26 protein-coding genes and 2 tRNA genes are annotated in these 24,272 nt (G+C 65.8%); 14 read left to right on the top strand and 14 right to left on the bottom strand.

Annotated elements, in window-relative coordinates; all coding sequences use genetic code 11:
• Positions 1–32: 32 nt before the first annotated feature.
• From EJP69_RS24285 to hemP, 9 genes are all read left to right on the top strand, one after another.
• On the top strand, positions 33–1,043 hold the full coding sequence (locus tag EJP69_RS24285; protein WP_126472791.1) for an FAD:protein FMN transferase: 1,011 nt from the start codon (positions 33–35) through the stop codon (positions 1,041–1,043).
• Entirely contained in the window at positions 1,040–2,410 is a 1,371-nt protein-coding gene (locus EJP69_RS24280; protein WP_126472789.1) for a sulfite reductase subunit alpha, read from the top strand. The genes EJP69_RS24285 and EJP69_RS24280 overlap by 4 nt, the downstream gene beginning before the upstream one ends.
• A 236-nt stretch (positions 2,411–2,646) precedes the next feature.
• Complete coding sequence (locus EJP69_RS24275) at positions 2,647–5,040, top strand: catecholate siderophore receptor Fiu (RefSeq protein WP_093303847.1); 2,394 nt, start codon at positions 2,647–2,649, stop codon at positions 5,038–5,040.
• A gap of 93 nt (positions 5,041–5,133) precedes the next feature.
• Entirely contained in the window at positions 5,134–5,814 is a 681-nt protein-coding gene (locus EJP69_RS24270) for a Fe2+-dependent dioxygenase (protein ID WP_126472787.1), read from the top strand.
• A gap of 113 nt (positions 5,815–5,927) precedes the next feature.
• Complete coding sequence (locus EJP69_RS24265) at positions 5,928–6,200, top strand: (2Fe-2S)-binding protein (protein ID WP_093203373.1); 273 nt, start codon at positions 5,928–5,930, stop codon at positions 6,198–6,200.
• 113 nt (positions 6,201–6,313) lie between these two features.
• On the top strand, positions 6,314–7,000 hold the full coding sequence (locus EJP69_RS24260) for an energy transducer TonB (protein ID WP_371287184.1): 687 nt from the start codon (positions 6,314–6,316) through the stop codon (positions 6,998–7,000).
• A 22-nt stretch (positions 7,001–7,022) separates the two neighbouring features.
• On the top strand, positions 7,023–7,739 hold the full coding sequence (locus EJP69_RS24255; protein ID WP_093203375.1) for a MotA/TolQ/ExbB proton channel family protein: 717 nt from the start codon (positions 7,023–7,025) through the stop codon (positions 7,737–7,739).
• Positions 7,740–7,744: 5 nt separating this feature from the next.
• The gene (locus EJP69_RS24250) at positions 7,745–8,158 is read left to right on the top strand and encodes an ExbD/TolR family protein (RefSeq protein ID WP_093203378.1); all 414 of its coding nucleotides are present in this window, start codon (positions 7,745–7,747) and stop codon (positions 8,156–8,158) included.
• 100 nt (positions 8,159–8,258) lie between these two features.
• On the top strand, positions 8,259–8,471 hold the full coding sequence (gene hemP, locus EJP69_RS24245) for a hemin uptake protein HemP (protein ID WP_019655899.1): 213 nt from the start codon (positions 8,259–8,261) through the stop codon (positions 8,469–8,471).
• 184 nt (positions 8,472–8,655) lie between these two features.
• Here the strand turns inward: hemP and EJP69_RS24240 are convergent, their stop codons facing one another.
• The gene (locus tag EJP69_RS24240; protein ID WP_019655898.1) at positions 8,656–9,063 is read right to left on the bottom strand and encodes a GlcG/HbpS family heme-binding protein; all 408 of its coding nucleotides are present in this window, start codon (positions 9,061–9,063) and stop codon (positions 8,656–8,658) included.
• 177 nt (positions 9,064–9,240) lie between these two features.
• Between EJP69_RS24240 and EJP69_RS24235 the strand changes: the two genes are divergently transcribed.
• Positions 9,241–9,942, top strand: a complete 702-nt coding sequence (locus EJP69_RS24235; RefSeq protein ID WP_093203380.1) for a Bax inhibitor-1/YccA family protein — start codon at positions 9,241–9,243, stop codon at positions 9,940–9,942.
• Between the two features lie 48 nt (positions 9,943–9,990).
• Here the strand turns inward: EJP69_RS24235 and rlmD are convergent, their stop codons facing one another.
• The 5 genes from rlmD to surE are packed head-to-tail and all read right to left on the bottom strand — an operon-like array spanning position 9,991 to position 14,975.
• Entirely contained in the window at positions 9,991–11,427 is a 1,437-nt protein-coding gene (rlmD, locus tag EJP69_RS24230) for a 23S rRNA (uracil(1939)-C(5))-methyltransferase RlmD (RefSeq protein WP_126472786.1), read from the bottom strand.
• A gap of 31 nt (positions 11,428–11,458) precedes the next feature.
• Positions 11,459–12,505, bottom strand: coding sequence for a sigma-70 family RNA polymerase sigma factor (locus EJP69_RS24225; RefSeq protein WP_126472784.1), 1,047 nt, complete (start codon positions 12,503–12,505; stop codon positions 11,459–11,461).
• 4 nt (positions 12,506–12,509) lie between these two features.
• The gene (locus EJP69_RS24220) at positions 12,510–13,430 is read right to left on the bottom strand and encodes a peptidoglycan DD-metalloendopeptidase family protein (protein ID WP_093203388.1); all 921 of its coding nucleotides are present in this window, start codon (positions 13,428–13,430) and stop codon (positions 12,510–12,512) included.
• Positions 13,431–13,441: 11 nt separating this feature from the next.
• Positions 13,442–14,215 carry a protein-L-isoaspartate(D-aspartate) O-methyltransferase gene (locus EJP69_RS24215; protein WP_126472782.1) on the bottom strand — a complete coding sequence of 258 codons (774 nt, stop codon included), beginning with the start codon at positions 14,213–14,215 and terminating at the stop codon, positions 13,442–13,444.
• Between the two features lies 1 nt (position 14,216).
• On the bottom strand, positions 14,217–14,975 hold the full coding sequence (gene surE, locus EJP69_RS24210) for a 5'/3'-nucleotidase SurE (RefSeq protein ID WP_093303834.1): 759 nt from the start codon (positions 14,973–14,975) through the stop codon (positions 14,217–14,219).
• 127 nt (positions 14,976–15,102) lie between these two features.
• Here surE and EJP69_RS24205 point away from each other — a divergent pair, with 127 nt between their 5' ends.
• A complete protein-coding gene (locus EJP69_RS24205; protein ID WP_093203395.1) occupies positions 15,103–16,089 on the top strand; it encodes an NADPH:quinone oxidoreductase family protein in 987 nt (328 codons plus the stop codon).
• A 93-nt stretch (positions 16,090–16,182) separates the two neighbouring features.
• Here the strand turns inward: EJP69_RS24205 and EJP69_RS24200 are convergent, their stop codons facing one another.
• Positions 16,183–16,527, bottom strand: a complete 345-nt coding sequence (locus tag EJP69_RS24200; RefSeq protein WP_093303831.1) for an H-NS histone family protein — start codon at positions 16,525–16,527, stop codon at positions 16,183–16,185.
• A gap of 285 nt (positions 16,528–16,812) precedes the next feature.
• Positions 16,813–16,888, bottom strand: a tRNA-His gene (locus tag EJP69_RS24195).
• A 294-nt stretch (positions 16,889–17,182) separates the two neighbouring features.
• Here EJP69_RS24195 and EJP69_RS24190 point away from each other — a divergent pair.
• A complete protein-coding gene (locus EJP69_RS24190) occupies positions 17,183–17,431 on the top strand; it encodes a GlsB/YeaQ/YmgE family stress response membrane protein (protein WP_126472780.1) in 249 nt (82 codons plus the stop codon).
• A gap of 50 nt (positions 17,432–17,481) precedes the next feature.
• Positions 17,482–17,814 carry a hypothetical protein gene (locus EJP69_RS24185; protein WP_126472778.1) on the top strand — a complete coding sequence of 111 codons (333 nt, stop codon included), beginning with the start codon at positions 17,482–17,484 and terminating at the stop codon, positions 17,812–17,814.
• A 22-nt stretch (positions 17,815–17,836) separates the two neighbouring features.
• On the opposite strand, the gene EJP69_RS24180 is transcribed toward EJP69_RS24185, so the two are convergent.
• The 6 genes from EJP69_RS24180 to EJP69_RS24155 form a co-directional block, all read right to left on the bottom strand.
• A complete protein-coding gene (locus EJP69_RS24180) occupies positions 17,837–18,511 on the bottom strand; it encodes a histidine phosphatase family protein (RefSeq protein WP_126472777.1) in 675 nt (224 codons plus the stop codon).
• Between the two features lie 123 nt (positions 18,512–18,634).
• Positions 18,635–20,548 (bottom strand): SurA N-terminal domain-containing protein, encoded by a 1,914-nt coding sequence (locus EJP69_RS24175; protein ID WP_126472776.1) that lies wholly within the window; start codon positions 20,546–20,548, stop codon positions 18,635–18,637.
• Positions 20,549–20,625: 77 nt separating this feature from the next.
• Positions 20,626–20,701, bottom strand: a tRNA-Val gene (locus EJP69_RS24170).
• 29 nt (positions 20,702–20,730) lie between these two features.
• A complete protein-coding gene (locus tag EJP69_RS24165; RefSeq protein ID WP_007830705.1) occupies positions 20,731–21,003 on the bottom strand; it encodes an HU family DNA-binding protein in 273 nt (90 codons plus the stop codon).
• Between the two features lie 220 nt (positions 21,004–21,223).
• Entirely contained in the window at positions 21,224–22,309 is a 1,086-nt protein-coding gene (locus tag EJP69_RS24160) for a tartrate dehydrogenase (protein WP_093203409.1), read from the bottom strand.
• On the bottom strand, positions 22,306–23,256 hold the full coding sequence (locus EJP69_RS24155; protein WP_420824233.1) for an alpha/beta fold hydrolase: 951 nt from the start codon (positions 23,254–23,256) through the stop codon (positions 22,306–22,308). Before EJP69_RS24155 ends, EJP69_RS24160 begins: the two co-directional genes overlap by 4 nt.
• A 38-nt stretch (positions 23,257–23,294) precedes the next feature.
• Here EJP69_RS24155 and EJP69_RS24150 point away from each other — a divergent pair, with 38 nt between their 5' ends.
• Positions 23,295–24,254: a LysR substrate-binding domain-containing protein gene (locus tag EJP69_RS24150; RefSeq protein ID WP_126472774.1), complete on the top strand. Its 960-nt coding sequence runs from the start codon at positions 23,295–23,297 to the stop codon at positions 24,252–24,254.
• The last annotated feature ends 18 nt before the right edge of the window (positions 24,255–24,272 follow it).

Genomic DNA, 24,272 nt, shown 5'->3' with positions numbered 1-24,272 from the left:
GAGGCTTCCTGCGCGACAGCAGACGGACCACCTTGGGCCTTTCGTTCAGTAGTACCTGGCGCGCCGGCGGCTACGCCAATGCGGCCGTGCCGCGCCCCGCCGATCCCGCCACCCTGCAGCAGCTGGGCGGCGAGACCATGGGCACCACCTGGTCGCTGCGCTTCGACAACCCGCGGATGCAGCCGCTGGCGGAGGTGCGCGCGGCTGTCGAGTCGGCGCTCGGCCGCGTGATTGCGCAGATGAGCCACTGGGAGCCTGAATCGGACATCAGCCGATTCAACCGCGCCCAGGCCGGGTCGCGCCACATCCTGCCGGCGGAGTTCGCCACGGTGATGCGATGCGCGTCCCGGTGGTCGACGGCCAGCGGCGGAGCGATCGATCCGACCGTCGGCCCGCTGGTCGCCTGCTGGGGCTTCGGCCCTGAAGCCGGGGCTGAAAACGCCCTGCCCACCGCGGATGCCCTGGCCGGGGCGCGAGAGCGCGTCGGCTGGTCGCGGCTGGCATTCGATGCCGCCGATGGCTCGCTGCTGCAGCCCGGGGGCGCCACGCTGGATCTCTCGGGTATTGCCAAGGGCTTCGCTGTCGATCACGGTATCGAGGCCTTGCGTGCACTGGGCATCGCGGACGCGCTTCTCGAGATCGGCGGGGAACTGCGGGGCATGGGCAAGCGCCCCGGTGGGCAACCGTGGCAGGTGCTAGTCGACGGCGATCCGGCCGGGGCGAGGCGCGTGGCGCTTGCCGACATGGCCATCGCCACCTCGGGCGACCGGTGGCACCAGCGCTCGCACGAAGGGCGCCGCTGGTCGCACACCATCGATCCGCGAACGGGCGAGCCGGTCGCGCATGCGCTGGCCAGCGTCACCGTGCTGCACGCCGAATGCATGCAGGCCGATGCGCTGGCCACGGTGCTGACGGTGCTGGGCCCGGATGAAGGATTCGACTTTGCGCGGCAACACGGCATTGCCGCGCTGTTCGTGAGCCATGGCGTTCCTTCGCCCGCTGCAAAGGCCACGCCCGCATGGCCTGCGCCGGCCGGGACATGAACGACTTCGGCTGGCGCGCGCTCGGCGCGGGTTCCACCCTTGCGGCATATGCGGCGCTCTGTGCGTCGATCTACCTGCGCGAGCACAGGCGAAAAGCCGCGGCCGCGCGCGATTCGGCGACCCTCTCAGGAAGCAGCGACGAGCCCCCGGTGCTCGTGCTGTTCGCCAGCCAGACCGGCCAGGCCGAAGCCATCGCGTGGCAGACAGCCCGGCAGCTGGGCGCTGCGGGCATCCCGGCGCGCGTCATGGAACTGAACGCACTGGATGCCCCCACGCTGGCCGCAACGCGCCGCGCGCTCTTCATCGCCAGCACCTACGGCGAAGGCGATGCACCCGATGGCGCCAGCGTGTTCGTCGAGCGCACGATGATGGCGAGTTCGCCACCTGCGCTGCCTTCGCTGAGCTACTCGGTGCTGGCCCTGGGCGACCGGCAGTACGCCAATTTCTGCGGCTTCGGCCGCGCGCTCGACGAGTGGCTGCAGGCCGCAGGCGCCAGGCGCGAATTCGATCGCATCGAGGTCGACAACAGCGACCCGGCCGCGCTGGCTACGTGGCAGGCGCAATGGGGCGAAGTGCCGGAACCCGGCATTGGCGATGCGGCCGCCGACAGCTTCGCCCAATGGCGGCTCGTTGCGCGCGAGCGCCTCAATCCGGGTAGCGCGGGCGGGCCGGTCTTCCACCTCGGGCTGGTGCCGCAATCGGGCCCGATGCCGCCCTGGGCCTCGGGCGACCTCGCCCAGGTGGCCGTGGCGAGCGATCCGACTCGGCCGCGCGACTATTCCATCGCCTCGGTGCACGCCGATGGCGAGCTGCAGCTGCTGGTGCGGCAAGAGCAGCATCCGGACGGCACGCTCGGCGCCGCATCGGGCCTGCTCACATCCACGCTCAGCATCGGCGACACGGTGGCCCTGCGCGTGCGGCCGCACCAGGGCTTCCGGCTGGAAGGCAACGAGACGCGGCCCTTGATCCTCGTCGGCAACGGAACCGGAATCGCGGGCCTGCGCGCGCATCTTCGGGCACGGGCAGTCGCGGGCAGGCACGACAACTGGCTGGTGTTCGGCGAGCGCCAGGCAGCCCATGACTTCCTCTATCGCGAAGAAATCGAAGCGTGGCAGGCCGATGGCGTGCTGAAGCGGCTCGACATGGTCTTCTCGCGCGATCAGGCCGAGCGCTTCTACGTCCAGCACCGGCTGCTGCAGTCGGCCGACGCCCTGCTGCACTGGCTGGACGACGGGGCGGCCATCTACGTCTGCGGGAGCCTGCAAGGCATGGCGTCTGGCGTGGGTGCCGCTCTGCGGCAGGTCGCGGGCGACACGCTGGTCAGCGAGCTGACGGCCAGCGGACGCTACCGCCGCGACGTCTACTGAACCGGCCGCGGCGGTCCCATCAGTTGCGTGACAGCAACGATCTGGCACAACTTTTGGATTAATTTAGTTCGACTGCGTATTTTTGGTATTGAGAACCAATATCATTCGCGGCGATTTACGACGCTTCGTGAATCGACTCACCCAGCCAGTCCCCCTCGTTTCTCCCACCAAGGAACGCAGGCCGTCCGGACATCGCCAGTCGAGTCCTGCCGCCCGCCCCTTTCGGAGAAAACTTCATGGCCTACATCAAGAGCCGCAAACACACCGTTGCGCGCGCCGTTCCTCATCTCTCAGGCGCTGCCGCCGCCACGCTGATGGCCATTGCGGCACCCGGCGCCCTGGCCCAGTCGGGAGGCGCCCTTCCCGAAGTCCGCGTGCAGGACACCACCGCCGCCGACTACAAGACCGACAACTCGTCGAATCCCAAGTTCACGGCCCCGCTGGTCAACACGCCCCAGACCATCCAGGTCATCAAGGAACAGATCATTCGCGACCAGGGCGCGACCACGCTGACCGAAGCTCTGCGCAACACGCCCGGCGTGGGCACCTTCTTCCTCGGCGAGAACGGCAACACCAACACGGGCGACGCCGTCTTCATGCGCGGCTTCGACAGCTCGAGCGCCATCTTCGTCGACGGCATCCGCGACCTGGGCTCGGTGTCGCGCGACGTCTTCAACATCGAACAGGTCGAGGTCGTGAAGGGTCCGTCGGGCACCGACGTGGGCCGCACCTCGCCGACCGGCTACATCAACCTCGTTACCAAGAAGCCCAAGCTCGAAGACAGCTTCATGGGCTCGCTGAGCTACGGCAGCGCCGACTTCAAGCGCGGCAGCGTCGACTGGAACAAGTCGCTGAGCAGCGCCAACGGCATAGGCGCGGCCTTCCGCCTGAATGCGGTGAGCGAAGACGGCGGCGTTGCCGGCCGCGACTTCGTCAAGAACAAGCGCTGGGCGATCGCACCGTCGCTGGCCCTCGGCCTGAACAGCCCGACGCGCATCTTCCTCGACTACCTGCACGTCAAGCAGAACAACATTCCCGACGGCGGCGTGCCCACCATCGGCCTGCCCGGCTACACCACGCCGGACGCCACCGCGATCACCCGCGGCCTGGCCCGCCGCACCTACCTGAACTACGCGCAGCGCGTCGATTCGAGCAACTTCTACGGCACGAGCTCCGACTTCGACAACGTCACGGCCGACATGTTCACCGCTCGCATCGAGCACGACCTGACGCCCGACATCACGATCCGCAACACCACGCGCTACGGCAAGACCTCGCAGGACTACATGCTGACGTCGTTCATGGGCGGCGGCCTGACGTCGACGAACGGCGTCGGCACCCTGCCCGCCGTGACGGCCGGCTTCCTGAACACCGTGATCCCGACGATCCCGGCAAGCTGGACGATCACGCGCAACCTGCCCACCAACAAGGACCAGGAAAACACGATCTTCACCAACCAGACGAGCGTGTCGGCCAAGTTCAACACGGGCAGCATCAGCCACTCGTTCAACGGCGGCATCGAGTTCATCCGCGAGAAGCAGACCGCCAACAACTTCTACGCGCCGGGCTACGCAAGCGTGGGCACCACGCTGGCCGCCGCCGGTTCGTGGCCTGCGGCCAACCTGTACAACCCGAATCCGTACGTGAGCGGCTACAACCGCATCGCCAACGGCACCGGCTCGGACGGCAGCACCGACACCATCGGCCTCTACGCCTTCGACACGCTGAAGTTCAACGAGCAATGGCAGCTGACCGCCGGCCTGCGCTACGACCACTACTCGACCACGTACAACGCCACCGCGCTGACGCTGGCTCGCACCGGCAACGGCCCGCAGACCTCGACGATCACGCCGACCAACCTGAAGCTGTCGGACAACCTGCTCTCCGGCAAGATCGGCCTGGTCTACAAGCCCACCGAGAACAGCAGCGTCTACGCGGCCTACGGCACCGCAGCCCAGCCGCCGGGCGGCGCCAACTTCCAGCTGGCCGCCGGCGGCACCGGCAACAGCGCCGCGCGCACCGACTTCCTGCCGCAGAAGGCCAAGACCTACGAGGTCGGCACCAAGTGGGACGTGCTGAACAAGCGCGTGGCCCTGACGGCAGCCCTGTACCGCACCGACGTGAGCAACGAGGTGGTGCAGGACTCGGTCACGCAGCAGTACTTCCAGACCGGCAAGAAGCGCGTGCAGGGCGTCGAACTCGGCGTGTCGGGCGCACTGACCGACAACTGGGGCGTGAGCTCGGGCTTCACCACCATGAACACCCGCGTGCTGAGCGGCCCCTCGGTGCTGGCGGACGGCTCGACCGCCCTGGCCTACACGCCGAAGAAGGCCTTCACGCTCTGGACCACCTACCAGTTCCCGTTCGGCCTGACGCTCGGCGGCGGCGCCCGCTACAACGGCAAGCTGCAGCGCGGCACCGACGGCGCGGTGGGCACGCCGGCGTACGTCGACTCGTACTGGGTGTTCGATGCGATGGCCTCCTACCGCATCAACAAGAACATCGACATCCAGCTGAACGTGTACAACCTGTTCAACAAGGACTACGTGGCGGCCATCAACAAGAGCGGCTACCGCTACACGCCGGGTACCCCGCGCTCGGCCAAGATCACCGCGAACTTCGCGTTCTGACGGTTTCCTGCGCGCACCGGCCCCGGCCGGTGCGGTGCGACACTCGAGCCCCGGCCCGCGCCGGGGCTTTTCTCATTGCGGAGTTCCCGAAAAATGATGCTGCATGTGCCCGAAGTGCTGAGCCCCGACCAGGTGCGCGAGCTGCGCGCCGCGCTCGACGCCACGCAATGGACCGACGGACGCGAGACGGTCGGCGCACAGGGAGCGCAGGTCAAGCGCAACCGCCAGCTGCCGGAGCATTCACCGATCGGCAAGGAGCTCGGCAACATCGTGCTCGCCGCGCTGGCGCGCAACGCGCTGTTCTTCTCGGCGGCGCTTCCGTCGCGCTTCGTACCGCCGCTTTTCAATCGCTATGAGGGGGGCGAGCACTACGGCGTTCATGTCGACGGGGCGGTGCGGGCTTTGCCTGGCAGTGGGCAGCAACTGCGCACGGACCTGTCATGCACCCTTTTCTTGTGCGATCCGGAAGAGTACGAGGGCGGCGAGCTGGAAGTGATCGACACCTACGGCTCGCATGAAGTGAAGCTGCCGGCCGGCGACCTCATTCTTTACCCGGCGAGCAGCCTTCACCGCGTTCATCCCGTGACGCAGGGGGCGCGGGTCTGCTCGTTCTTCTGGCTGCAGAGCATGGTGCGCAGCGATCAGCAACGGGGCATGCTTTTTGAGTTGGATCAGAACATCCAGAAGCTGCGCGCACGCCTGGGCGAGTGCGAGGAAACGGTGGCGCTGACCGGGCATTACCACAACCTGCTGCGGCTCTGGTCGGAAGTCTGATTTCAGGCGCCCGGGTGTTGCATGACTCAGTAACACATAGTTATTGTGAATGCGATGGATTCTTATTTATAATCATCGCATCCAACAGCCAGCCAACTGCCGCTTTCACCGCCATGATCGTTTGTGTCTGCCGCCGAGTCTCCGACCGAGAAATCGCACGTCACGTGCGGGCCGGCATGACTTTCGACGAAGTCCAGTTCGAACTTGGCGTAGCCACCCAGTGTGGTCAATGTGAAGGCTGTGCGCGCGATATCGTCGCGCAGTGCAGCGCTTCGCACCCGGTCGCCGCCTTGAATTGCGAATCGGGTCCGAGAGCGATCCAGCTTGCCAACTCCATCAAGGAAAGCAAAGCATGGAACTCGTCTCGGCCCTCGGCGGCAGCCTGATCCTCGTCGCGGGTTCGGTCTGGTGGATCTTTCGCAAGTAGCGCCATTGGCGTCTTCGTAGCGGTTTTGCTGCAATCGGGGCACCTTTGGCGGTGCCCGCATTCGAATGGTTGATCGTGTCTGACCGCTTCGCCCCCCCTCCTTCCCTCTTCGGCCTTTCGCGCAATGTCGTCATTGCGGGCGGCGTCGTCCTGTTTCACGCCGCTGCGCTGTGGGCGCTCCAGAGCGGCCTGCTGCGCCGCGCCGCCGAAGTGGTGGTTCCCGTCGAAATACTGAGCCAGTTCGTCGAACCGCCCAAGCCGAAGGCCGATCCGCCTCCTCCGCCCCCTCCCCCGCCTCAACCCAAGGCCAAGGCACCGCCTCCGCCGCGGCCCCAGGCCATTCGCGAGCCGAAGCCCACCCCGGCTCCCCAGGCGCCCGTCGGGACCACAGAGCCGCCGCCACCGGCCACGCCTCCTGCGCCCCCCGCTCCACCGGCCCCACCCGCTCCGCCGCCGGCACCACCGGCACCGCCCGCGGTGCAGCTGCCGTCGAGCAACGCCGACTACCTGCAAAACCCGAAGCCCACCTACCCCGCCATGAGCAAGCGGCTCGGCGAACAGGGCAAGGTGATCGTGCGCGTGCTCGTGGGCGTCGACGGCCTGCCGAAGAGCGCGGAGGTCAAGAAATCCAGCGGCTTCGATCGCCTCGACGAGGCCGCGGTGGAATTCATCATGAAATGCCGGTTCGTTCCCGGCAAGGTCAACGGCGTGGTGCAGGCCATGTCCTATGACGCCCCCGTCAACTACGTCCTGAACTAATTTTTCTCTGGAGCAACTTCGTATGGATTCCCATTTTGGCTTGATGAACGTCTGGAATCAGGGCGACTTCGTCACCAAGGCCGTGGCGGTGCTGCTGATCGGCATGTCGCTCGCGTCGTGGATCGTGATCATCGTCAAGGCACTCGACGTCATCCGCTACAAGCGCCTCGCGAAGCACTCGCAGGACTTCTGGCACAGCGAAGACTTCGCCACCGCGCTGAACAAGCTGGGTCAGGACGACAGCAACCCCTTCCGCGCACTGGCCCTCGAAGGCCGCGAAGCGGCAGCGCACCACCGCAACACCAAGGCTCATCTGCACGATGCACTGGATGTGAGCGACTGGATCACGCGCGCGCTACGCAATGGCATCGACGCCTTCACCGCCCGCCTGCAGACCGGTCTCGCCATCCTGGCTTCGGTCGGCTCGACGGCTCCGTTCATCGGCCTGTTCGGCACCGTCTGGGGCATCTATCACGCCCTCATGAGCATCGGCTCGGCCGGCCAGGCGACCATCGACAAGGTGGCAGGCCCGATCGGTGAAGCGCTGATCATGACGGCACTCGGCCTGGCCGTCGCCATTCCCGCGGTGCTGGGCTACAACGCGCTGGTGCGCGGCAACAAGTTCGTGCTGACCAAGCTCAACGCCTTCGCCCACGACCTGCACGCCTACTTCGTGACCGGCGCCCGCGTCCAGAGCGGCAGCGGCGACGCCATCGTGGTTCCGCTCAAGAAGGGCTGAGCATCATGGCCTTCGGAACACAAGACGAACCCGATGAGGTGATGAACGAGATCAACATGACGCCGCTGGTCGACGTCATGCTGGTGCTGCTCATCATCTTCATCATCACCGTGCCGGTGATGAAGCACGCGGTCAACATCGACCTTCCGCGCGCCACGAGCGAGCCCGAGCAGCCCAAGCCGCAGAACATCCTGTTCAGCGTGACGGCCGACGGCGCCTACTACTGGAACGAGCAGAAGATCGACGACAGCGAGCTGCCCGGCCGCCTCGCCGCGGAAGCCGCCAAGGAACCGCAGCCCGAACTGCACATCCGCGGCGACAAGGCCGTCCGCTACGAGCGCGTGGCCAAGGCGATGTCGGAAGCCCGGGAAGCCGGCGTGCGCAAGATCGGCTTCATCACCGAACCCGACGCGAAGTGATCTGAAGGAAAAGGCACAAGGAAAAAAAGTTGATCGCGGCGATTGACTTCTTGTTGCGAATCATTATCATTCACTCATCGCTTCGATAAGGGAACTCCAGATGCCAGCCACACCGAATGCCTTCTCTGTCCTGAACCATCCTTCGCTCGACCAATCGGGTGGCGGCCATGCGTCCATCCAGGCAACGCGTCCGGTGCCGATGCTCGAAAGCACGGAGCTTCTGAAAGGAAGCAAGACCGTGGGCATCATGCACAACGGCTCCCTCTATCGGCTCCAGGCCACCAAACTCGGCAAGCTGATCCTGACCAAGTAAGTCATCCAGCCCGCCCTTCGCGCAAGTTTCATCGTGGGGCGACTCAAGGAGATTCATCTCCGAAGGGTCGTTTTTTGCTAGCCAACGGTTCGCCGACTAGCCAAGCTTTTTTTCCACGCTGAAGCAGCCCAAACAAAAACGCCGACCTCGAAGTCGGCGTTTTGCTTTGTGCGAGAGAAAAGAATCAGAGGCCGAGAGCCGCGATGCCAGCCTTGGCGATCTGCGCGTCTTCGTTCGACTTCACACCGCTCACGCCGACCGCGCCGATCACGTGGCCGTCCTTGACGATCGGCACGCCGCCTTCGAGCAGGCCCTGCACTTCGGGCGCCGTCAGGAAAGCCGTCCGGCCGCCGTTGATGATGTCTTCGTAGACCTTGCTCTCGCGGCGGCCCATGGCGGCCGTATGCGCCTTGGCGGGAGCGATGTGCGAGGACAGCGCGGCGGCGCCATCCAGGCGCTGCAGCCAGAGCAGGTTGCCGGCGTCGTCCGAGATCGCGATGGTCACCGCCCAGTTGTTCTTGAGGGCTTCGGCCTCGGCCGCTGCTGCGATGGCCTTGACGTCGGCGAGTTCGAGAAAGGATTTGGTCTTCATGATGGATGAGCTCTGCTTGCTGAAAACCCAAGAGCATAACGGCCATGCCGCAGCCATTCGGCCAAGACGGCCTCGGGGCTTGGGAACACCCCGCATACGGTCTTTTCGATACCCCCTCTTGCAGCCCCCTAGAATGCGCCCAACTGCATCCATGCAGCAACCACAGGAGCTCCGGCCATGAACGACCGCGTCACCACCCTAGACACTTCCTCCGGCTACGGACAGCCACTGGCTCAAGCCGAACGCCAGCGCGTGCTGCGCAACACCTACTGGCTGCTCGCGCTGAGCCTGCTGCCCACCGTGCTGGGCGCCTGGGTCGGCGTCAGCACCGGCATCACCCGCTCGCTTACGGGCGGCCTCGGCCTCATCGTCTTCCTCGGCGGCGCCTTCGGTTTCATGTTCGCCATCGAGAAAACCAAGAACTCGGCCGCCGGCGTGCCGGTGCTGCTGGCCTTCACCTTCTTCATGGGCCTGATGCTGTCGCGCCTGATCGCGATGGTGCTCGGCTTCAAGAACGGCTCCGAGTTGATCATGACGGCCTTCGGCGGTACCGCCGGCGTGTTCTTCGTGATGGCTTCGCTGGCCACCGTCATCAAGCGCGACCTGTCGGGCATGGGCAAGTTCCTGTTCGTCGGCGCGCTGGTGCTGATGGTCGGCGCGATCATCAACGTGTTCGTCGGCTCGACCACCGGCATGCTGGTCATCTCGGTTGCCGCCATCGGCATCTTCTCGGCCTACATGCTCTATGACCTGAAGCAGATCATGGACGGCGGCGAAACCAACTACATCAGCGCCACGCTCGCCCTGTACCTCGACCTGTTCAACGTGTTCCAGAGCCTGCTGGCGCTGCTGGGCATCTTCGGCGGCGAACGCGACTGAGAGAGCGAATCAACCGCACCAACAGAAAGGGCCCCGAGGGGCCCTTTTTCATTCCTGCTCGAAAACCGCGATCGACTCGACGTGCGCCGTGTGCGGGAACATGTTGACCACCCCCGCATAGGTGCAGCGATAGCCCGCCTGATGCACCAGCAAACCGGCATCGCGCGCAAGCGTCGACGGATTGCAGCTGACGTACACGATGCGTTTCGGCGGCGTCCAGCCGTCGGTGCGCAGTTCGGGCTGCTGATGGAGATCGGCGATGGCCTTCGCCAGCGCGAACGCCCCTTCGCGCGGCGGATCGACCAGCCACTTGTCGGCGCTGCCGTCGGCCACCAGCATCTCCGGCGTCATTTCGAACAGGTTGCGCGCCACGAACGTCGCGGAAGACAGCTCACGGCGAGCCGAAGTGGCCGGCTGGTTTCTCTTGAAGTTGTCGGTCGCGCGCGCCACCAGCGTGTCGCTGCCCTCGATGCCCAGCACCACGCGCGCCTGACTTGCCAGCGGCAGCGTGAAGTTGCCGAGGCCGCAGAACCAGTCGATCACGCGCTCGTCGGACTGAACATCGAGCAGGCGCAGCGCCTTGCCCACCAGCGCCCGGTTGATGTGCGGATTGACCTGCGTGAAATCGGTGGGCTTGAACGGCATCGTGACGCCGAACTCCGGCAGCCTGTACGCCAGCGGCGTGCCGCCTTCTTCGAGCAGCTTCACGGTGTCCGGCCCCTTGGGCTGCAGCCACCACTGGACGCCTTCGTTCTTCGCGGCAAAGGCCTTCAGGCGGTCGATGTCGGCACGCGAGAGCGGCTCGAGGTGGCGCAGTACCAGGGCGATCGTGCCGAGCCGCGTCGAATCGGGCGCGTCGCCGCAGGCCAGTTCGATCTGGGGGCAGGTGTCGCGCGCGTCCATCGAGCCGATCAGCTCGCGCAGCGGCATCAGCATTTCGCTCACCTGCTTCGGCAGCACCGGGCACACCTGCATGTCAGCCAGGTAGCGGCTCTTGCGCTCGTGAAAACCGATCAGCACGGTGCCCTTCTTGACCACGTGGCGCACCGAAAGGCGCGCGCGGTAGCGGTAGTGCCAGGCCGGACCTTCGAGCGGCCGCAGCAGGTTCTCGGGCTTGACCTTGCCGAGGTGCCAGAGGTTGTCTTCCAGCGCGCGCTGCTTCACGGCCACCTGGGCGGCCGCATCGAGGTGCTGCATCTTGCAGCCGCCGCATGCGCCCGTATGCAGGCCGAAATGCGGGCAGCCCGGGCGCACCCGCTGCGACGATTCGCGGCGGATGGTGGTGACCGTGCCCTGCTCCCAGTTGTTCTTTCGGCGGTGGACGTTGAACTGCACTTCCTCGAAAGGCAGCGCGCCTTCGATGAACACGACCATGCCGTCGGCCTTGTGCGCCACGCCCTGCGCGTCGAGGTCGAGGGACTCGACTTTCAGCCACTCTTCACCGGGATTCGCGGGGACTTTCTTTTCTTCGATGGATTCCGTCATCCCCCGATTGTCTCAGCGTGGCCGGATGGCCCTAGAACAGCGCGTCGCGCCCCACGCCGGAACGGGCCAACTGGCGACGCATCTTGGCCAGCGCCTCGTTCTGGATCTGCCGCACGCGCTCCCGCGTGAGCCCCAGCCGCACGCTCAGCACCTCCAGCGTTTCGGGCTCACGGTCGTGCAGGCCGTAGCGCCCCTCCAGCACCTCGCGCTCGCGCGCGTCGAGGGCGTGCACCCATTGGTCGAGCAGGCGCTCCACCTCGCGCGTGTGCGCCACGTCGGTCGGGCTGCCCTGCTCGTCCTCGGAGGCCACGGTGTCGGCCAGCGTGAAGCCCTCGTCTCCCCGGGAATCGCCCGCGTCGAGTGAGCGCGGGGCCTCGGAGAGAGCCAGCAGATCGGCCACCGCCTGAACGTCGCGGCCCAGCAGCGCGGCGATGTCTTCCACGCGCACGCCGTCCGGCCTGTGCGCGACGAATTCGGCATCACCCTCGAGAGTGCGGCGAGCCTTCAGCACCTGCTGCAGTTCGCGCACCACGTGCACCGGCAGCCGGATGGCGCGCGCCTGCGTCATGACCGCGCGCTCGACGGACTGGCGGATCCACCAGGTCGCATACGTGGAAAAGCGAAAGCCGCGTTCGGGCTCGAACTTGGTGATCGCGTGCATCAGTCCGAGATTGCCTTCCTCGATGAGGTCGGACAGCGGCACGCCCCTCCCCAGGTAGCCCTTGGCGATATTGACCACCAGCCGCAGGTTGTGCTCGATCATCGACTGCCGCGCGGCGAAGTCGCCCGCGCGTGCGGCGCATGCGGTCTGGTATTCCTCGGCAGGCGTGAAGAGCTCGGTGCGCCGGACCTGGCGCAGGTAGATGGTCAGCGCATCGGCACCCTCGCCTCCGACCATCTCGCCCACGGCGCCGTTGGCGGGCAGCGGAGCATCCGCCGTCGGCAGATCTACCTCTTCTTCAGGAGGATGCGCGCTCTCGCCGTCAAATTCGGACTGGCCGTTGCCCGACGGCATGCTGCCCCTGCCCGCCGACCCGCGCACAGGCAGCAGCGTGCGGCGGGAGCGGGAGGCAGCCATGGCATCACCGGTTGGGCAGGTAGCGCGAAGGATCGACGGGCTTGCCCTGGCGGCGGATCTCGAAATGCAGCTTCACGCGATCGGCGTCGCTGTTGCCCATTTCGGCGATCTTCTGGCCCTTCTGAACCGACTGGTCTTCCTTCACGAGCAGCGTCTGGTTGTGCGCGTATGCCGTGAGGTAGGTGTTGTTGTGCTTCAGGATGATCAGGTTGCCGTAGCCACGCAGGCCCGCGCCCGCATAGACCACGCGACCATCGGCGGCGGCCAGCACGGGATCGCCCGCCTTGCCGCTGATGTCGTAGCCCTTGTTCTTGGCCTCGTCGAAGCCTGCGATCAGCGAACCGCTCGCGGGCCAGATCCACCCGAGGTCTTCGTCACCCGAACCGCCGCTGCCGGGGCTGGCCGGTGAAGCCGTGACCGGAGCCGTCGGCTTGGTCGCGCCGCTGGATGGCGTTGTAGGCACCACCACGGGCTGCGGCGTCACCGGCTTCGTGACGACGCCGTCGGGGGAAGCAGCGCCAGGCGGCGACGTCACGGGAGCCGTCGCAACGACCGTTCCCGAGCCAGCGGGCGGAATCACGCGCAGCACCTGACCGACTTCGATCAGGTCCGGGTTGTCGAGGTTGTTCCAGCGGACGAGATCCTGCCAGCGCTGGCCGGTCTCGATACCGATGCGGCGAATGGTGTCGCCCGGACGCACGGCGTAGTAGCCGGGCTTGCCATAGTTCTCGATGCCGGCGAGCGGCTTGCCGTTGGCGTCGGTGGTGATGGGCGGGCCGCCGGGCACGGTCGCGGCTGGAGCACGCGTCATCGTGCCGCGGTCTTCGACTGGAGCCGGCCCGCGAGGTGTGGAACAGCCCGCGATCACGAGCACAAAGGCCAACGTGACGCCAGCGAACCAACTCCGATTGCCAAAACCCTGCATTTGTTATTCCTTCAAGCGATACCAGATTTTAGGGGGACAAAGTGAACCGCCTCAAGAATGAGACGCTCCAGTCCTCGGGGGGTCTTGTCGATGACGACAAGGGCTTGGCCACCCTTCGCGGAATGGGTCGGCGCGACGATGCGCCCACCCACCGCAAGCTGTTCGATCCATGCCTCCGGCACCGCCTCGCCGCCTGCCGCGGCGATGATGCCGGCATAGGGCGCGCCCTTGGCGTAGCCGATCATCCCGTCACCCAACATCAGGTGCACGGTCGCGAGCCGGAAGTGCCTCAGATTGGCCCGTGCGCGCTCGTGCAAGCCGCGCAGACGCTCGATGCTGTAGACCTCGGTCGCCACGTGATTCAGCACCGCTGCCTGGTAGCCGCAGCCCGTGCCGATCTCGAGCACCCGGCCCAGCTTGGCGTCGGGCTTTCCCGCGAGGGCGGGAGCGCCCATCAGCAGCTCGATCATGCGAGCCACCACGTTGGGCTTCGAAATGGTCTGCCCCAGTCCGATCGGCAGGCTGGTGTCTTCATAGGCCTGATTGACCAGGGCGCTGTCGACGAAGCGATGCCGCTCCACGGCGCCCATCGCACGCAGCACGCGCGCGTCGGAAATGCCCTGCGCGGCGAGCTTCTGCACCATGCGCGCGCGCACGGCGTCGGAGGCCATCGAGGGCGTGGACGGCACCACGGGCTTGACCGGCGCGGCGGGCATGCGCCCGCGCGTGGCGGCAGAGGCGGTGGGTGTCAGGCGGACGGGGAAACTGGGCCGCTGCGTGGCCATGTCAGTTGCCGAGACGGGCCACCGTCTCGCGCCATTGGCCAAGGTTGGCGTGGTCGGTCAGGTCGATCTGCAATGGCGTCAGCGCGATGTGGCCGGCCGCGGTGGCGTGGAAGTCGGTGCCTTCGCCGCTGTCCTTGGCGCCGCCTGCACCGGCGATCCAGTACATGGTCTCGCCGCGCGGGCTGTCCTGCGTGATCACTTTTTCCGCCGCGTGGCGCCGGCCGAGCCGGCAGACCTTGACGGGCTTCAGCTCGTCGAAAGGCAGGTTCGGCACGTTCACGTTGAGCAGGAAGGCGCCGCCTTCGAGCATGCGCTCGCGCTCGATCTGCTGCACCAGCCGCCGCGCCACCTGCGCGGCAGCGTCCACGTGCGCCCAGCCCTTCTCGATCTGCGAGAAGGCAATGGCCGGAATACCGAACAGGTAGGCCTCCATCGCCGCGCCGACGGTGCCCGAATAGATGGTGTCGTCACCCATGTTGGCGCCGTTGTTGATGCCGGAAACCACCAGGTCGGGCCGGTAGTCGAGCAAGCCCTTGAGCGCGATGTGCACGCAGTCGGCCGGCGTGCCGGTCACGTAGCGAAAGCCGTTGTGCGCCTCGCGCACATACAGCGGAGCCGCAAGGGTCAACGCATTCGACTTGGCGCTGTTGTTGTGCTCCGGAGCGACCACCTCGACTTCGGCGATGTCCTTGAGTGCTTCGTGCAGTGCGACGATGCCCGGCGCCTGGAAGCCGTCGTCGTTGGAAATAAGTATCTTCATGGTGCTTCTGGATGCACCGGATTGTAGGCTTCGGGTGCGTCGCAGCAGGGACAAGGCCACCCCGCCGCGGCACCTATCATCGCCCGCTTCATTGCCCCAACATTACTTGTCTGAAGGAGACCCTGGCATGCACGCATGGCTTTGCGAGAACCCCGTTGGCGTCGACGCGCTGACCTGGAAGGAATTGCCCACCCCCACCCCGGGGCCGGGCCAGGTGCTCATCGAGATCAAGGCGGCCAGCCTGAATTTCCCCGATCTGCTGATCGTGCAGAACAAATACCAGATGAAACCGCCGCTGCCCTTCGTGCCGGGCTCCGAGTACGCGGGCGTCATCCAGGCGGTCGGCGAAGGCGTGACGCACCTCAAGGTGGGGCAGAACGTGGCCTGCCTCTCCGGCACCGGCGGCTTCGGCACTCATACGCTGGCGCCCGCGGCGCTGTGCATGCCGCTGCCGGAAGGCTTCGGTCATGTCGACGCGGCGGCCTTCATCATGATCTACGCCACCTCGTGGCATGCACTGATGGATCGCGCGCAGCTCAAGGCCGGCGAGACCGTGCTGGTGCTCGGTGCAGCAGGCGGCGTGGGCACCGCGGCCATCCAGATCGCCAAGGCCGCCGGGGCCAAGGTGATCGCTGCAGCTTCCACCGACGAGAAATGCGAGCTCTGCCGCTCTATTGGCGCCGACGCGACGATCAACTACACGACCCATGCACTGCCCAACGGTTTTCGCGACGCCATCAAGGCAGCCACCGACGGCAAAGGACCCGATGTCATTTACGACCCGGTAGGCGGCGATTTTGCAGAGCCTGCGTTTCGCTCCATCGGATGGCGCGGTCGTTATTTGGTGGTCGGTTTTGCATCCGGCCCGATTCCGTCGCTGCCATTGAATCTGACGCTGCTGAAAGGCGCCTCTCTCGTCGGCGTGTTCTGGGGCGATTTCGCGAAACGCGAGCCCAAGGCCAATGCGCAGATGATGGCGGAATTGGCACAGTGGTACGGCCAGGGAAAGATCAAACCGGTGATCGACAGCACGATGCCGATGGCGGAATTGAAGGCTGCATACGCTCACATGGGTTCGCGCGGCGTCAAAGGAAAACTGGTGATGGTGAACTGAGCGCGCCGCGCCTCTTCATCTTCGACGCCCAATAAAAAAGCCCGCTCATGCGGGCTTTTTTATTGGGCACCTGCCCAGGGAAAACAGGGGCACTTACTTGATCTCGTAATCGGAAAGCGACTTGCCCGCGGCCAGCGCCTCGGTCACCCAGCGCGGCTTGCGGCCACGGCCACCGGACCAGGTTTCGCCGGTAGGGCTGCGATATTTGGCGGCTGCCTTGGCCGGCGCGGCGCCTGCGCTGCGTTTGGCGGAGCCCGCACGACCAGCCAGCTTCAGGTCGGAAGCCGTCAAACCGTATTCGGCAATCTTCCTGCGCAACTCCTCGACCACACCGGCGCGCTCCTGGTTGCGCAGGTCTTCGGCCTGCTTGCGCAATTGCGCAATCTGCTCGTCATGCTTCTTGATCTGGGAATTGATATCGGCGAGGGTCGAAGCCATTGTTGGACTCCTGGAATTGAAAACGGGGCGATTTTAATTCAGTTTACATTTGCCACAAGTGCCTTACCCGGCGAAAAAAACGGCGGCGCATTGCATTAGTGCAACAACTCGCAACGTAAAGTGCACGCCGCAGTTGACGTCTTATATGCAGGCAGGATGGGAAAAAGAGTCTTCGGCGCGCGGGCAGTGGAGATGCGGCGACCGGAAAAGACAACGCCGGGACAAGCCCGGCGTCGAGATCCTTTGAATGCCGCTATTGCGCAATAGCAGCAAGGAGATATTTTTTGGGGTGGCTGATGGGACTCGAACCCACGACGACCAGAATCACAATCTGGGACTCTACCAGCTGAGCTACAGCCACCGCAGAGCCTACGATTGTAGCGTTAAAAATCGCCGTTTTGGCTGGCGCCATCGATCAAACAGCTCAAAAGCCACATTTCGCTCTGCAAAACGGTCATCTCAGGCTTGCCGGCATCGGATTTGTAGGACGCCACGCAACGCACGCGCCGCGAAGTCAGGCACAAATTCCCACGCGCCCGCTCGATGTTCGCTGCCTTCGCTGGCACGCACATCGCTCCGCTATCATGAATGCGCCCCGCGCAGACAGGCGTGGCTTCCGGCCAACTCCCCCTTCACCACACCAAAGGAATTCTTCATGAGCATCGTCTGGACCATCCTGATCGGGTTCGTCGTAGGTCTTGTGGCACGGGCGGTCAAGCCGGGCGACGACTCGGCGGGCTTCATCGTCACCACCCTCATCGGCATCGCAGGCTCGCTGATCGTCACGTACGTCGGCCAGTCGCTGGGCTGGTACACCGCCGGCCAGGGTGCGGGCTTCATCGCCTCGGTGCTGGGTGCGATCGTGCTGCTCTTCATCTACGGCCTGATCAAGCGCAAGAGCTGATCGAAGCAAGGAAAAGGCCGTGCCGCTCCGCGCGCACGGCCGCAGCTGTGATGCCCCGCAAGGCGCGCGCCAAGCATCATGTCTATGTGGTCGAGCTGGACGACCGCGTATGGAACAACGGCCGCTTCAGGCGCGCCAACCCCGACTACCAGCTCGGCAAGCCTTTCGTCTACGTCGGCATGACCGGCCTGGACCCCGACATCCGTTTCGACAAGCACAAGGCCGGCATCCAGGCCAACAGCTTCGTGCAGGAGTTCGGCCTGCACCTGCTGCCCGCACTCTACGAACGCTACAACCCCATGACTTACGAGGACGCTCGCCTGATGGAGGTCGACCTCGGCATCGCACTGCGCAAGGCCGGCTACGGCGTCTGGCAGGCCTGACGCCGGATGCCGCAGCCCGTCATCAGGAGTAGGTGATCCAGTCTTCGTACGCCGGACCATCGAGGTGCGGCAGCGTGTTGTAGGTCACGAGCATGTGCCGCTTGGGCGTGAAGGCGAACTCGGTCACCGATGTGTTGCGGATGCGCAGGTTGAGCTCGATCGTCGTCTCGGCGCTCGTACCCAGCACATGCCCCACTGCCGTGCTGATCGGCCCTCCGCTCGACACCACCAGAACCTTCGCGCCGTGATGCCTGTCTCGCACATGGTCGAGTGCCGTCGTCACTCCGGCGAGAAAGTCGACATAGCTCGGCATTCCCACCGGCGCCGTCTTCCCCTGCATCCACGCGCCCAACCCCTCACGCAGCAGGCGGAAGTGGTGCCTGTACATCTCGGGTGAATCCGGCTTCTCCAGCTTGCCTTCGTGGATGGTGGCGATGACCGCCTCGCTGTCGTACTCGTTGAGACCGGGCCACGGAAGCACGTCGTCGCGTTCGAGACCGAGCCCCTTGGCAATGCCCTCCCAGGTCTGACGATGGCGCCTCAGAGTGCCGGTGATGACGGCATCGAACTTCATGCCGCGCTCGCGCCAGTACTCGCCGAGGCGCACGGACTGACGGTGTCCGAGTTCGCTCAGGTTGTCATAGTCGGCAGCACCGAAGCTGGCCTGTCCGTGGCGCACGAGGTAGAGGGTTCCCATGGGCGGGATTCTGGCAAGAAGCCAACGCGCAAGTTGTCCCTCGTGCGACCTGCCTGCGCCCCATGAAAAAAGCCCGAGCCATTGGCTCGGGCCTTGCGTCTGCTGGCGTACCGCGCGTGCGTATCAGCGCGCGGCGGGCGGCAGCGTCTCCGCCGGCTTCGGCACCAGGATCTCCGCCTTGAAGCGGTCCTTCAGGAGGTTGTAGTAGGCGGCATCCTCGGCGGCAGCAATCGACTGACCGACCTGCGACTGCTCCTGCTTGGCGAGTTCGGCCGGAGGCGGCGTGCGCGGCACGACCTTGGTCACGCGCACCACCGTGTAGCCCTGCGCGCCCAGGTCCACGCCGACGAGCACGGGCAGCTTGGAGGGGTCGGCACGCAGCGCGGCGTCGATGACCGGCAGCGGCTGCGATTGCACGTCGCGACGCGACACCGTCACGGGCGCGCCGAAAGTCGCGCCATCGGCCTTCGCGGTCCAGGCAGCGAGCTTTGCTTCGCCTTCGGTCTTGGCCAGCACGGCGGCACGTTCGGCGACGAGCTGGGCGCGGATCTTGTCCTTCACGTCGGCCAGCGGCACCGGATGCGCCGGCGAGTACTTCGTCACGCGGCCCGACGCGAGCTGGCTGGGGCCGACTTCGATCGCTTCGGTGTTCTGCTTGCGCTCGAGCGAGTCGGCGGCGAACAGCGCGTTCAGGAAGTTGCGGTTGGCCAGCGGGCCGGTTGCGCCGGGTGCCGCGGTACGCGCGACGTTGTCGGCCGTCTTGATCGTGAGCTTGAGCTTCTCGGCCGCGGGCTTGAGGCTGTCGGGCGTCTGGTAGACCGCGTCGGTGAAGGTCTCCGCGGCCTTAGCGAATTCCTGCGTCGCCTGCTGCGAGCGCATGTCGTTCTCGATGGTTGCACGCACCTGCTCGAAGGGAGGCACCACGGCCGGCTTGATATCGGTCAGGTGAATGATGTGATAGCCGAACTCGGTCTCGACGACGTTGCTGATCTCGCCCTTCTTGAGGGCGAACATCGCATCCTCGAAAGGCTTGACCATCGCGCCCTTGGTCACGAAGTCGAGGTCGCCGCCCTTCTCCGCCGAGCCCGGGTCCTGCGAATTCTTGCGTGCCACTTCGGCGAAGGTGTTGGGAGCCTTCTTGACGTCGGCCAGCAGTTGCTCTGCCTTGGCCTTGGCCTTCTCGCGGTCGGCGGCAGACGCGCTGGCCGGCGCGGTGATCAGGATGTGGCTCGCGCGACGCTCTTCCTTGGTGCCGAAGCGCGAGGCGTTCTGCTCGTAATAGGTCTTGAGGTCGGACTCGTTCACGACGACGTTCTTCTTCGCCGCATCGAGGTCGAGCACCAGGTATTCGATGCTGGCCTGCTCGGGCGCCTGGAACTGTGCCGTGTGGTCCTTGTAGTAGGCCTCGACGTCGGCATCGCTCACCGTCACCTTCGAGGCAAAGCTGTCGGGGGTGAAGCGGGCGACCTGGATCTCGCGCGTGTCATAGAACGCGTTGATGGTGGTGGCCGCCAGGGCCGGCGGTGTGAAGGCCGTGCTCGAGATGCCCAGCAGCACCTGCTGCGTCGCCAGATCGGAACGAACGGAGGCCTCGTACTGCTCCGGCGTGCGGCCGGTCACGCGCTGGAACGCCTCGCGGTCGAACTTGCCGTCGGGCGTCCGGAAGCTGGCCAGGCCCTGGTCCTGCGCGAAGATGCGCGACAGGCGGTCTTCGGACACCGTCATGTTGGCCTTGGCAGCCGCTGCGGCCAGCACGCGATCGCGCACCATGCGCTCCAGCGTGGCATAGCGCAATGCGTCCGACTCCAGGAGCGTCGGGTCGACGTTGGGCGACTGCTGGCGGATGCGGTCCGTCTCGACGCGGTGCTGCTGATCCCACTCGGGCTTCGTGATGTCATGCCCTTCGACGCGTGCGACCTTCTCGTCGCGGCCGAACCCCTGATAGCGCTCGACACCGAAGAACACGAACGAGGGAATGATCAGCAAGAACAAGAAAATCATCACGACTTTGTTGTACTTGCGGAAGGTATCAAACATGCTTGAACACTCTTTTTCGACGGCTGTCGGACGGCAACAAAAAAGGCGAACTTGTGGTTCGCCTTTGCATCGGGTGGTGGTGGGTGCTGAGGGGCTCGAACCCCCGACCTACGCCTTGTAAGGGCGCCGCTCTACCAACTGAGCTAAGCACCCCACCGGAAATACTCTCCGAGTCTAACGCCTCAGTTCAGCGCGTCTTTGAGCGCCTTGCCGGGACGGAACTTCGGGATCTTGGCGGCCTTGATTTTAATAGCGTCGCCGGTACGGGGATTACGGCCGGTGCGAGCCGCGCGTTTGCCTACTGCGAAAGTGCCGAAACCGACGAGCGAAACAGAGCCGCCCTTTTTGAGCGTGGTACGAATGGCGCCGATGGTGGATTCGAGCGCGCGGGTCGCTGCGGCTTTGGAAATATCGGCGTTCTTTGCGATGTGCTCAATCAGTTCGGTCTTGTTCACAAGGGCCCCTTGTAGAAAAAAAGTTGGTCGGCTTTCGTCAGCTGCGACCTGGCCGCAAACGGTGCGACACAAGAACCTGGCAGGCCTGACGCCTCGGCAGCGCGCTGCCAGCGAGGATTACAACCACTGGTCTGCAGGGTGTCAATAAGACACGAGGCCATGCCGAGCAGCGGAGCGCGCGATTTTAGGGGCGTTTCGTGAAGTCCTTTTTCGTGGCGGCTCAAAGCGCATCGGCGATGGCCTTACCCAGGTCGGAGGTGCTGGCCTTGCCGCCGATGTCGGGGGTGCGCGGTGCTCCGCTTTGGGGCGCGAGCACCTTCTCGATGGTCGACAGGATGGCGTCATGCGCCTGCTTGTGGCCCAGGAATTCCAGCATCATCGCGCCGCACCAGATCTGGCCGATCGGGTTGGCGATGCCCTTGCCGGCGATGTCGGGCGCCGAGCCGTGCACCGGCTCGAACAGCGACGGCATGGTGCGGTCGGGGTTGAGATTGGCGCTGGGCGCGATGCCGATGGTGCCCGTGCAGGCCGGCCCCAGGTCCGACAGGATGTCGCCGAACAGGTTGCTCGCCACCACCACGTCGAAGAAGTCGGGCCGTTGCACGAAGTGGGCGGTGAGGATGTCGATGTGGAACTTGTCCAGCCTGATGTCGGGGTAGCTCTTGCCCATCTCGGCCACGCGCTCGTCCCAGTACGGCATGGTGATCGAGATGCCGTTCGACTTGGTGGCGCTCGTCAGGTGCTTCTTCGGCCGCGACTGCGCAAGCTCGAAGGCGAACTTCAACACCCGGTCGACGCCCACGCGCGACATCACCGTTTCCTGCACCACGATCTCGCGCGGCGTGCCCTGGTACATGCGCCCGCCGATGCTGGAGTACTCGCCCTCGGTGTTCTCGCGCACGATGTACATGTCGATCTCGCCGGGCTCGCGCGGCGTGCCGTCGCGCCGCACCACGGGCGCGATGATGCCGGGCATCAGGCGCGCGGGACGCAGGTTGATGTACTGGTCGAACTCGCGGCGGAACATCAGCAACGAGCCCCACAGCGACACGTGGTCGGGAATCTTCTCGGGCCAGCCCACCGCGCCGAAGAAGATGGCGTCATGCCCGCCGATCTGGTCCTTCCAGTTGTCGGGCAGCATCTGGCCGTGCTTCTCGTAGTAGTCCCAGCTCGAGAAGTCGAAGTAGTCGAACTTCAGGTCGATGCCGAACTTGCGCGCCGCAGCATCGAGCACGCGCACCCCCTCAGGCATGGTTTCCTTGCCGATGCCGTCGCCGGCGATGACTGCGATTCTGTGGGTGCTCATGGATTGGCTCCTGCGTGTGCTTGTTGCAAAGGTGAAAAGAAGGCCAGGGCTTCGGCGAGCAGCTCGTCCGGAGCCTCTTCGGGAACATAGTGGCCGCACGGCAGCGCGCGGCCCGACACATCGGCGGCGCGCTCGCGCCACAGCGCGAGCACGTCGAAGGCCTTGCCCACGGCGCCATGCTCGCCCCACAGCACGCGCAGCGGCAGCGCGAGCTGCCGGCCCGCGGCGATGTCGGCGCGGTCGTGCGCGAGGTCGATGGTGGCGGAGGCACGGTAGTCCTCGCAGATCGATTCGGCCGTGCCTGCGATGGCGGCGCAGCGCTCGTACTCGGCCAGCACCTCGGGCGCGAAGGGAGCGAGGCCGGCGTGCCGCCCGCCCATCACGCTGCGCACGTAGCGCACGGGGTCGGACGCGATCAGCGCCTCAGGCAACGGTGGCGGCTGGATGAGAAAGAACCAGTGCCAGTAGGCCTTCGCGAAGGCTTCGGATGTCTGCTCGTACATCGCGAGCGTGGGCGCGATGTCGAGCAGCAGCATGCGCTCGACGGCCACGGGATGGTCCATCGCGAGCCGGTGCGCGACGCGTGCTCCGCGGTCATGCGCCAGCACGCCGAAGCGGTCGAAGCCGTGGTGCCGCATGGCGGCGAGCGCGTCGAGCGCCATCTCGCGCTTGCTGTAGACAGCATGTTCGGCATCGGCCGCCGGCCGGCCCGAGTCGCCGTAGCCACGCAGGTCGAGCGCCACCACCGTGAACTTTTCGGCCAGGGCGGGTGCCACGCGATGCCAGATCGCATGCGTCTGCGGATGGCCGTGCAGCAGCAACAGGGGAGCCCCCTGCCCGCCGATGCGCCCGTGAATGCGCACGCCGTCTCGCTCGATGTCGAAGGTGGGGAGGGAAAGGAAAGAGGCCGTCACGGCGACGATTGTGCGTTGCGCCCTGCCGGCCATCAAGCAACAATCAGCCAATTCATACTTTCCGATTTGGCATGAATCCACCATCGATGGACCGCGGCGACCTGGCACTGGTGCTGGCGATCCGCGACCAGGGCAGCCTGGCGGGCGCGGCAGCCACGCTCGACGTCGTGCCCTCCGTCGTCACCAAGCGGCTCGGTGCGCTGGAGGCGCGCCTGGGGCAGCGCCTGTTCGAGCGCACCACCCGCCGCCTCAGCGCCACGGCCGAGGGCGAGGCGGTCTGCCTGCACGCACGGGCACTGCTCGACGGCTTCGTCGCGCTCGAGAACGAACTCGGCGAGCGGCAGAACGAGCTGACCGGCACGATCCGCCTGGCCGCCACCTTCGGCTTCGGCCGGCGCTGGCTCGGGCCGGCGGTGGCATCCTTCCAGGCCCGGCACCCGGCGCTGCAGATCGAACTGATGCTGACCGAGCAACTGCCCGACCTCGGCGCCGAGGGCTACGACGGCGCGGTCTGGCTCTGGGCCGTGCAGCAGCGCCATGCGGCCGACTGGATCTCGCGACGCATCGCGCGCAACCAGCGCGTGCTCGCCGCCTCGCCCGACTACCTGAAGCGCCGCGGCACGCCGGCTACGGTCGAAACGCTGGCCTCGCACGACTGCCTGGTCGCGCGCGAGAACGGCGACGCCAGCCAGCGCCAGCACGCGGTGTGGACCCTGCGCCACGCGCGCGACGGCAGCACGGCGCGTGTGCGCGTCCAGGGAGCGCTGGCCAGCAACTCGGGCGAGATGGTGCGCGACTGGTGCCTGGCCGGACACGGGATCATGCTGCGCAGTCTTTGGGATATCGCGCCGCAACTCGCCAGCGGCGAGCTCGTGCGCCTGCTGCCGCAGTACGCGATGGCGGAAGCCGACATCCACTGGATCGCACCATGGCGCCCGAAGACGCCGCGCCGCGTACGCCTGCTGGTCGATCACCTCGTCGAGCAGTTTCGCGGCGAGCCCTGGAAGCCGGGCAAGGCCAGCGGGCGCTAGAAAAGAAGGATCGGACCG

Origin of the sequence: Variovorax gossypii (assembly GCF_003965815.1) — a bacterium.
GTDB classification, from domain to species: Bacteria; Pseudomonadota; Gammaproteobacteria; order Burkholderiales; family Burkholderiaceae_C; genus Variovorax; species Variovorax gossypii.
This window is presented reverse-complemented; position numbering and strand designations above follow the sequence as displayed.

Bases quoted from the DNA above. Each gene is read 5' to 3' on its own strand.
- EJP69_RS24280 (WP_126472789.1), top strand. From the start codon at position 1,040: ATGAACGACTTCGGCTGGCGCGCGCTCGGCGCGGGTTCCACCCTTGCG.
- EJP69_RS24275 (WP_093303847.1), top strand. From the start codon at position 2,647: ATGGCCTACATCAAGAGCCGCAAACACACCGTTGCGCGCGCCGTTCCT.
- EJP69_RS24270 (WP_126472787.1), top strand. From the start codon at position 5,134: ATGATGCTGCATGTGCCCGAAGTGCTGAGCCCCGACCAGGTGCGCGAG.
- EJP69_RS24265 (WP_093203373.1), top strand. From the start codon at position 5,928: ATGATCGTTTGTGTCTGCCGCCGAGTCTCCGACCGAGAAATCGCACGT.
- EJP69_RS24255 (WP_093203375.1), top strand. From the start codon at position 7,023: ATGGATTCCCATTTTGGCTTGATGAACGTCTGGAATCAGGGCGACTTC.
- EJP69_RS24250 (WP_093203378.1), top strand. From the start codon at position 7,745: ATGGCCTTCGGAACACAAGACGAACCCGATGAGGTGATGAACGAGATC.
- hemP (WP_019655899.1), top strand. From the start codon at position 8,259: ATGCCAGCCACACCGAATGCCTTCTCTGTCCTGAACCATCCTTCGCTC.
- EJP69_RS24240 (WP_019655898.1), bottom strand. From the start codon at position 9,063: ATGAAGACCAAATCCTTTCTCGAACTCGCCGACGTCAAGGCCATCGCA.
- EJP69_RS24235 (WP_093203380.1), top strand. From the start codon at position 9,241: ATGAACGACCGCGTCACCACCCTAGACACTTCCTCCGGCTACGGACAG.
- rlmD (WP_126472786.1), bottom strand. From the start codon at position 11,427: ATGACGGAATCCATCGAAGAAAAGAAAGTCCCCGCGAATCCCGGTGAA.
- EJP69_RS24225 (WP_126472784.1), bottom strand. From the start codon at position 12,505: ATGGCTGCCTCCCGCTCCCGCCGCACGCTGCTGCCTGTGCGCGGGTCG.
- EJP69_RS24220 (WP_093203388.1), bottom strand. From the start codon at position 13,430: ATGCAGGGTTTTGGCAATCGGAGTTGGTTCGCTGGCGTCACGTTGGCC.
- EJP69_RS24215 (WP_126472782.1), bottom strand. From the start codon at position 14,215: ATGGCCACGCAGCGGCCCAGTTTCCCCGTCCGCCTGACACCCACCGCC.
- surE (WP_093303834.1), bottom strand. From the start codon at position 14,975: ATGAAGATACTTATTTCCAACGACGACGGCTTCCAGGCGCCGGGCATC.
- EJP69_RS24205 (WP_093203395.1), top strand. From the start codon at position 15,103: ATGCACGCATGGCTTTGCGAGAACCCCGTTGGCGTCGACGCGCTGACC.
- EJP69_RS24200 (WP_093303831.1), bottom strand. From the start codon at position 16,527: ATGGCTTCGACCCTCGCCGATATCAATTCCCAGATCAAGAAGCATGAC.
- EJP69_RS24190 (WP_126472780.1), top strand. From the start codon at position 17,183: ATGAGCATCGTCTGGACCATCCTGATCGGGTTCGTCGTAGGTCTTGTG.
- EJP69_RS24185 (WP_126472778.1), top strand. From the start codon at position 17,482: ATGCCCCGCAAGGCGCGCGCCAAGCATCATGTCTATGTGGTCGAGCTG.
- EJP69_RS24180 (WP_126472777.1), bottom strand. From the start codon at position 18,511: ATGGGAACCCTCTACCTCGTGCGCCACGGACAGGCCAGCTTCGGTGCT.
- EJP69_RS24175 (WP_126472776.1), bottom strand. From the start codon at position 20,548: ATGTTTGATACCTTCCGCAAGTACAACAAAGTCGTGATGATTTTCTTG.
- EJP69_RS24160 (WP_093203409.1), bottom strand. From the start codon at position 22,309: ATGAGCACCCACAGAATCGCAGTCATCGCCGGCGACGGCATCGGCAAG.
- EJP69_RS24155 (WP_420824233.1), bottom strand. From the start codon at position 23,256: ATGGCCGGCAGGGCGCAACGCACAATCGTCGCCGTGACGGCCTCTTTC.
- EJP69_RS24150 (WP_126472774.1), top strand. From the start codon at position 23,295: ATGAATCCACCATCGATGGACCGCGGCGACCTGGCACTGGTGCTGGCG.